The following is an 8,332-nucleotide window of genomic DNA, read 5'->3' on the forward strand; positions in this document are numbered from 1 at the left end:
TCCTCCGCAGTAGCCTGCTGTATAAGACGCGGGCGCGCCGGGGCAGTCCCGGCGGTTGCCGCAAGAGCAAAAATCTACTGAAAATGACCGCATATGGCAAGCAATTGCGCCAGTGGGAGAAAGAATATCCACAATTGCGGGCGCATGGAGCGAGCGCATGGAACAGGCAAGGGGGATGCGCGGCGGGCGGGGCGGGTAAGGATGCCTGAAAACTGTCCAATAATAAGGGCTGGCCCTGCGGATGGCGATGCCGTATGTTCAGGGCCAGCAAACAAGTATTTATGAGGCCGGAATTATGAGCGAAACATATGTGCTGGGCATTGACGCCGGGGGTACGCATACCGATGCTGTACTGCTTGCCTGCGATGCCGCCGCAGAAGAAATGGTTCCGGACGGGACGGGCGCAGATGGATTTGGCGCCGAAGCGTTGCCCTCCGCCCGGCTGGTGGCCAGCGCCAAGGCGCGCACCCGTCACGACAATCTGCCCGCGTCTGTGCGCGAGGTGCTCGCCGCCCTGGCAAAGGCTGCCCCTGACTGCGATTTTGGCGCTGTTTCACGCGTGACCCTTGGGGCAACCCTTGCCGTCAACGCCCTGGTGCAGGATCGCGCAGATCCAGTGGGGCTGGCCCTTTCCGCAGGGCCGGGGCTTGACCCGCATCGTTTTGCAATGGGCGCGCATGTCTGCGTTGTTCCCGGCGGGCTGGATCACCGGGGCGTGGAGGTCAGCCCCCTGCGCACAACCCCCTTGCCTGCGGCTGTCAAGGAATGGGAGGCGGCGGGTGTTGCCGCCGTGGCCTGCGTGGGCAAATTCTCGCCCCGCAATGCCGCCCACGAACTGGCCATGAGCGAGGCCGTGCAGTCGGCTGCGCCGCAGATGTCCATAACTGTGGGGCACAGGCTCTCGGGGCGGCTCAACTTTCCCCGGCGCATGGCTACCGCCTATTTCAACGCCGCCGTGCAGCGCCTGCACAATGAATTTCTGGACGCCGTGGAGGCGGCCCTTGCCGAAGCTGGCATTACAGCCTCAGTGCGTCTGCTCAAGGCGGACGGCGGGGCGGTGCCGCTGCCGCTTTCGCGCCGGGAGCCGGTGCAGTCCATACTTTCCGGCCCTGCGGCCAGCGTCATGGGCGTGCTCGCCCTGTGCGGCGACAGCAAGACCATGCGGCAGGGCTGTTCCCTGCTGCTCGATATGGGCGGCACAACAACAGATATGGCGCTCTTTGTGGACGGCTCCCCGGTGGTGGACAGGGACGGCATGCTGCTCAAGGGGCGGCGCACCCTTGTGCGCGCTCTGGCTTCGATTTCCATCGGCGTGGGCGGCGATTCGCTGCTTACGCTGGATGCCGCGCCCGGCGCTATGCGTCCGGTTCAGGTCGGCCCCTTGCGTGAAGGCCCGGCCATGGCCTTTGGCGGTTCACGGCCCACCCTGCTGGATGCTCTGAACGTATTGAATTCTGCTGTTGACCGGGCTGGTGCGCAGGGTATCGATGGCGGGGATGCCGTGGCGGGTGATGTGGCAGCATCCATGGCGGGCATTGCCGCACTAGCCGCAGAATGCAGTCTGTCCCCTGAATCTCTGGCCCAAATGGCCGCAGACGATGCCCTTGCGCAGGTGGCCGCTGCAGCCCGCGCCCTGACCGATGGCATCAACGCCCGTCCCATTTACACTCTGGCGGCGCTCAAGGCCGTGCGCGAGGCCCGCCCGCAGCACGTGTGGCTGGTGGGCGGCCCTGCGGCCTGCGTTGCCCGGCGCATGTCCACAGCTCTGGACATGCCCGTGGAAACTCCCCCGCATGCGGATGTTGCCAATGCCGTGGGCGCGGCCCTGACCCTGCCCACAGACGCGCTGGAACTCTACGCCGATACTGGGCGCTGCGTGCTGACAATCCCGGCGCTGGAACTGACCGAGCGCATCGGCAAGGGCTACAGCCTGAGCGAAGCCCGTCAACGGGCCAGCGTCCTGCTGCGCGAAAGGCTGGAGGCGGCTGGCGTCAGCGGCGCGCGGGTGGAAGTGACTGAGGCCGACATATTTGCCACGCTGGATGACGCAGGTTTTGGGAGCAAGGATATTCGCGTTGTTTGTCAGGTTGTTCCCGGCCTCTCCGCCAAGATAGGCTAGGTGAGCGGGTGCGCCGTGCGTGTCTTTTTCCTTTCGGCTGCGTCAGCTCCGGTTTCCATTTCGGTCGAGTACCGCAATGTACACTCCCTGCATGAAAACCGAAGCTTCCTTGCCGAAAGAAAAAATCCAGCGCACGGCGCACCCGCTCACGAAGAGATAAGGGCGTTCAGAACTTCGGCGGAGAGCAAAAGGCACTCAGTGCAGACATGCTCTGTTGGGGTGAGTTGCAAAGAATTGAAGCCCCTATTTACCGAAAGTGACACGAGAAGCGCGGCGGATTGATATGAAAAGTCCTCAGGGATACACCATTGAGCAGGCCACGGCAGGTCATGTGCCCCTGCTGGCGGCCATCGAAGTTGCCGCTGCGGGGATTTTCCCTCAAGGCTCCATACCGGATCACATCCGTTCCGATTTCACGCCTGTGGACAAACTGCATGAAGCTGTTCAAGACGGCCTTCTTTGGGCGGCCCTTGACCATGCGGGCAATCCTGTGGGTTATGCCTATGCGCGGCTGATTGATCATGCCGCCCTGCTGGCCCAGATTGACGTGCACCCCGACCACATGCGCAAAGGCATAGGCGCAGCGCTCATCGGGCAGGTTGCAGGGCGCTTGCGGCAGCGCAGAATGCCCGCCCTTTATCTGACAACGTTTACCCACGTGCCCTGGAACGCGCCATTTTACGCCCGCCTGGGCTTCACGGCGCTGGATGATGCGGACATGCCCCGGTTTCTCAAGGATATTCTTGAAGAAGAAAAGCGCTGCGGCCTGATCAACCGCGTTGGCATGCGCCTGCCCCTCGCGGGGGAGGCATAGGTCTGTTTGCCACGGCAACACGGCTGGCACTCCCAGTTTGAGCCATTCACCTTATTACCACCAGTCAGCTACACCATGCAGATAGTTCTTTTTGAGCCGGAAATCCCCCCCAATACAGGCAATATCGCCCGACTGTGCGCCGCCACGGATACCACCCTGAACCTCATTGAGCCTCTGGGCTTCAAGCTCGAAGACCGCTACCTCAAGCGCGCGGGGCTGGATTACTGGCCCAACGTGCGGCTGCGCGTCTGGCCCGATTGGGCCGCCTTTGCGGCGCAGGGGCAGCAGGGCGCGCGCCTTGTGCTGACCTCGGCCAAGAAAGGGCAGGTCAGCGCCCCGGCGCACCAGTTTGCCTTTGAGCCGGAGGATTGCCTCGTGTTCGGGCCGGAAACGCGCGGCCTGCCGCAGGAAATTCTGGCTCTTTCGCCCTACCGCATCCGTATTCCCATGCTGGAGGGCCGCGTGCGCAGCCTCAACCTGTCCACCTCGGCGGGCATTGTGCTGTACATGGCCCTGGCCCGCACCGGCCTTATGGAGGACTGGGCGTGAGTCTGGCGCAGCTGTTCCCCTATTCCGTGTGGGAATGCTGGTGGCTCGCTCCCGTAGCTCTGATTTTTGATCTCTGGTTGGGCGACCCTGACCTGCCGTGGCGGCACCCTGTCTGCGCGGTAGGTAAGCTGCTGGACTGGCTGGAAGCCCCGGCGCGGCTCTTTATGCGCAAGAACGGGCCGGATGCCGAACGCCAGCGCGGGCGCTTTGCCGGGGCTGTTGCCCTGGCAGTGCTTGTGGGCCTGACAGGTGTTGCGGCATGGGGACTGGTTTCCTTGCCGGTGCTTGGGCCGCTGCTGGCCCTGTATCTGGCCTGGGCCGGGCTTGCCCTGGGCAGCCTGCTGCGCACCGGGCAGGAGGTGCTGCGCCGGGTCGAACACTATGACGAGCCGCAAGCGCGCGAAGCGCTTTCGTGGCTGGTCAGCAGGGATACATCCAGCATGGATCGCCCCCTCATGCGCAAAACCCTGGCGGATACGCTCTCTGAAAATCTTACGGACGCCTTTATGGCTCCTTTTTTCTGGCTGCTCGTGGGCGGGCCTGTGGCCATGTGGTGCTACAAGGCCGTGAGCACAACCGATTCCATGTGGGGCTACGTGACGGAAAAGTGGCGCTGGCTGGGCTTTGCCGGGGCGCGCGGCGACGATGCGCTGGCCTACGTTCCTGCCCGTTTGTCGGCCTGCGCGGCCTGTCTTGCGGACAGATGCGCGGCCATCTGCGAGCAGCATCTGCGTTTTTTGCCCGTTCGGCTGCGGCCCGTGCGCCGGTGGCAAGGCCGCTGGCCCGGTTTTCGGGTTGTGGCCCGACAGGCCGTGGGCATGCCAAGCCCCAATTCCGGCTGGTCCATGACAGTCTGCGCATGGTTGTGCGGCGCGCGCATGGGCGGGCCGTCCGTGTACTTCGGCACGCTGACGCCAAAACCCTGGCTTGGCCCGGAGCAGGACGAGGCCGCGCCCTGGGATAGCAAGCGCTTGCTGGCGCTTTGCGAACTCTTGCGCTATAGCGCCTTGTGTGGGGGACTGACGCTCTGGCTGTGCTTCCTGGTGGTCAGTCTGCCCAATTTTTGAGGAAGATATGTTGTTACTAGCGCTAGGTGTTGTATGCCTGCTGGTGGGTATTCTGGTCGGGCTTACGGGCGTGGGTGGTATTCTTGTTCCCCCGGGGCTGATCCTGCTGAGCGGGCTTGAGCCGCACGAGGCCATGGGGACGGCTCTGGCGTCCTTTTTGCCCATCGCGCTGGTGGGAACCGTCATGTACCGCCGTTTGGGCCATGTGGACTGGTCGCGGGCCACACCCTTTATGATCGGCGGCCTCGCGGCTCTGCCAGGGGCCGTGCTCAACGCCAGCATCAACGCAAAACCGCTGGTGATTTTGCTGGCGGGCATCATCCTGTTTGCGGGCTTTTGCGTATTGCGGCCCCCAAGGGTTGGCGGCAGCGTTTTTTGGCAGGGCAGGGCGGGATTTTTTTTCATCGGGGCGAGTACGGGCTTTCTGGCGGGCATGACCGGCGCTGGCGGGCCGGTGCTTACCATCCCGTGGATGATAGCCGCCGGCGTTGCCCCCATGACGGCTGTGGGCCTTGCCATGCCGTATCAGGTGGTTACGGCCCTGTTTGGCACCTTGGGCAATATAGCTGACGGGCATGTGGATTTTGCCCTGTTGCCCATAGTATGCATCCTTGAAATCGCAGGTTTTGCTGGCGGCGTTGTTCTGGCAAAGCGCACGGCCACGGCCACGTTGCGCACCCTCATAGGCGGCGTGTGCTGTTTGCTTGGGCTGTTCCTGCTTGTGCGGGAGCTGGAGCCTGTCATACTCAAGATGTTTTAACCGGGTTTCGTCCGCCGCAAGGCGACTGTTTCAGGCATTATAGACATTGTCGGGCAGACCGGATCCGGGCTGCCCTTTTGCCGCTAGGCAAGGGTTCCGTCCATTGCATTCCCCGAGGGGGCCGCATGAATATTGCCGCGCTTTTTATCCGCCGCCCTGTGGCCACCGTGCTGATAATGCTGGGCATGCTGTTTTTTGGCGTGTCGGGGTACCGCAATCTGCCCGTAAACCAGTTGCCCACGGTGGATTTCCCCACCATTCAGGTGCAGGCCGAGCTTGCCGGGGCCGACCCGGAAACCATGGCTTCCTCCGTGGCTACGCCGCTGGAAAAAGAATTCTTCACCATTGCGGGCATTGATTCCATTTCATCGGTCAATTCCACGGGCCGCACACGCATCACCATCCAGTTTGCCCTTGACCGCAATATCGATGCGGCGGCTCTGGACGTGCAGTCGGCCATCGGTCTGGCCCAGCGCCGTTTGCCCTCCAACATGACCGTGCAGCCGAGCTTCCGCAAGGTGAACCCCGCAGATCTGCCCATCCTGCAATTGCGCGTATCGTCTGCCACCTTGCCGCTCTATGTGCTCAATGAATACGCGGACACGCTCATCGGCCAGCGGCTCTCCATGGTGGACGGCGTGGCCCAGGTGGTCATTTACGGGCAGAAGCAGTACGCAGTGCGCGTGCAGTTGAACCCGGACGAGCTTGCCACGCGCGGCCTTGGCATTGACGAAGTGGCCGATGCTGTTGCCGCAGCCAACAGCATGCTGCCCACAGGCTCGCTGGAAGGGGCGCACCGTGCCGATTCCATCAAATCTTCGGGCCAGCTTATGAACGCCCGCGCTTTCAGTGACGCGGTGGTGGCCTATCGCAACGGCGCGCCCGTGCGTCTGCGCGATCTGGGCGAAGTGGTGGACAGCTTCAAGCAGGACAAACAGCTCACCTGGAGCAACGGCGGCGCAGCCAGCATCATGCTGGCCGTGGAGCGCCAGCCCGGCACCAATACCGTGCAGGTGGTGGATTCGATCCGTGCCCTGCTGCCCGCGCTGGAAAAACAATTGCCGCCCTCCGCCAAGGTGGAGGTTTTTTACGACCGCTCCGAGTCCATCCGCGAATCCGTGGCGGACGTAAAATTCACGCTGGTGCTCACGGTATTTCTGGTGGTGCTGGTCATATTTATCTTTTTGCGCAACCTGCCCGCCACCATCATTCCCAGCCTTGCCCTGCCCATGTCGGTTATTTCGACCTTTGCCGTCATGTCTGTGCTGGGTTACAGTCTGGACAACCTCTCGCTCATGGCCCTGACCCTTGCCGTGGGTTTTGTGGTGGACGATGCCATCGTCATGCTTGAAAACATCGTGCGCCATCAGGAAATGGGCAAGGATCCGCAGACCGCGGCCTTTGACGGCTCGGCGGAAATTGGCTTCACCATTGTTTCCATGACGCTCTCGCTGGCGGCGGTGTTCATTCCCGTGCTGTTCATGGGCGGCATTGTGGGGCGGCTGTTCCGCGAATTCGCGGTGGTGATCATTGCCGCGATCCTGAGCTCCGGCGTGGTTTCACTCACGCTCACGCCCATGCTCTGCGCTTATTTTTTGAAGGCTCAGGGGCGGAACATGGCCGGGCACAAGCCTGCCGTGAGCGGGCTGTACGGCGCGCTCGAACGATGTTTTGATCGCCTGGCCGACCTGTACGCCCGCTCGCTGGATGTGGCGTTGCGCCATCGGCGCATTACCCTGTTGGCCTCGTTTGGCCTGTTGGCCCTGACAGTATGGCTGGGCATGGTCATTCCCAAGGGTTTTTTGCCTACGGAAGACATGGGCCTGTTGCAGGCCAGTACCGAGGCGGAGCAGGGCGTGTCCTTTGAGGGCATGGTGCGGGCGCAGCACAGCCTTGACCCAATGCTGGAATCATCCACCCATGTGGCGGCCTACAACTCCATTGTGGGCATTGTGGGCGGCAGCCAGAGCATGAACAACGGCATCCTGCTCATGCGGCTGGCAGAGCACGACAAACGCCCCGGCATTGAGGCCGTGGCCCAGAAGCTGCGCAAGGATCTCAACACCTCGCCTTCCATGCGCGTATTTGTGCGTGTGCCGCCCACCATCAGCATTGGCGGCCGCGCCTCCAAGGCCCTGTATCAATACACGCTGTTTGGGCCGGATATGGGTTCGCTTTTTGAAAGCGCCCAACGCATCGAGGATGCCCTGCGCAAGTTGCCGGAATTGCAGGACGTCAACAGCGACCTGCAACTCAAGAATCCTGAACTGCGCGTGACCATTGACCGCAACCGCGCCGCAGCTCTGGGCGTGACCCCGCAGCAGATAGAGCTGGCCCTGCAGTCGGCCTACGGTTCGCGCGAGGTTTCGACAATTTACGCGCCTACGGATGACTATTCGGTCTTTGTGGAATTGCAAAAGCCCTTCCAGAAAGACCGCTCGGCCCTTTCGCGGCTTTATGTGCGCTCCAAGAGCGGAGATCTTGTGCCGCTGGATACTCTTGCCAAGCTTTCCACCGGGGTTGGCCCCATCGCGGTCAACCACAACGGTCAGTTCCCGTCCGTGACCATCTCGTACAACCTGCGCCCCGGTATTTCGCTCAGTCAGGGAGTGGGCGCGGTAGAGGCGGCGGCGCGCCCGCTGCTGCCCGATACTGTAACCGCCGAATCGCAGGGCACTGCGCAGGCCTTTCAGAGTTCGCTCAAAGGTATGGGCTGGCTGCTTGTGCTGGCCATTGTGGTCATTTATCTTGTGCTGGGCATTTTGTATGAAAGCTTCATCCACCCGTTCACCATTCTTTCCGGCTTGCCGTCGGCGGGCTTTGGCGCGTTGGCGACCCTGTGGCTGTTCGGCATGGAGCTTGATCTGTACGGCTTTGTGGGCATCATCATGCTGCTTGGCATCGTAAAGAAAAACGCCATCATGATGCTTGATTTCGCACTGGAAGCGCAGAAGAATGATCCGTCCCTTGACCCGCTGGCGGCCATTACCCAGGGCTGTCATGTGCGCTTTCGGCCTATCATG

The 8,332-nt window shown here is 62.2% G+C and carries 6 protein-coding genes; all 6 read left to right on the plus strand.

From position 1 onward, the window contains the following. The first annotated feature begins 295 nt into the window (after nucleotides 1-295). Entirely contained in the window at nucleotides 296-2,119 is a 1,824-nt protein-coding gene (locus VEZ52_RS08935) for a hydantoinase/oxoprolinase family protein (protein WP_324836515.1), read from the plus strand. Between the two features lie 283 nt (nucleotides 2,120-2,402). Beyond that, on the plus strand, nucleotides 2,403-2,933 hold the full coding sequence (locus VEZ52_RS08940; protein WP_324836516.1) for a GNAT family N-acetyltransferase: 531 nt from the start codon (nucleotides 2,403-2,405) through the stop codon (nucleotides 2,931-2,933). Nucleotides 2,934-3,008: 75 nt separating this feature from the next. Further along, entirely contained in the window at nucleotides 3,009-3,482 is a 474-nt protein-coding gene (locus tag VEZ52_RS08945) for a tRNA (cytidine(34)-2'-O)-methyltransferase (RefSeq protein ID WP_324836517.1), read from the plus strand. Beyond that, the gene (locus tag VEZ52_RS08950; protein WP_324836518.1) at nucleotides 3,479-4,549 is read left to right on the plus strand and encodes a CobD/CbiB family cobalamin biosynthesis protein; all 1,071 of its coding nucleotides are present in this window, start codon (nucleotides 3,479-3,481) and stop codon (nucleotides 4,547-4,549) included. The genes VEZ52_RS08945 and VEZ52_RS08950 overlap by 4 nt, the downstream gene beginning before the upstream one ends. 7 nt (nucleotides 4,550-4,556) lie before the next feature. Beyond that, nucleotides 4,557-5,309 (plus strand): sulfite exporter TauE/SafE family protein, encoded by a 753-nt coding sequence (locus VEZ52_RS08955; protein ID WP_324836519.1) that lies wholly within the window; start codon nucleotides 4,557-4,559, stop codon nucleotides 5,307-5,309. 125 nt (nucleotides 5,310-5,434) lie between these two features. Next, nucleotides 5,435-8,332, plus strand: a 2,898-nt coding sequence (locus tag VEZ52_RS08960) for an efflux RND transporter permease subunit (protein WP_324836520.1), incomplete at its 3' end; no start/stop codon positions are given.

This window comes from Desulfovibrio sp. (assembly GCF_035644575.1).
Classification (GTDB): Bacteria; Desulfobacterota; Desulfovibrionia; order Desulfovibrionales; family Desulfovibrionaceae; genus Desulfovibrio.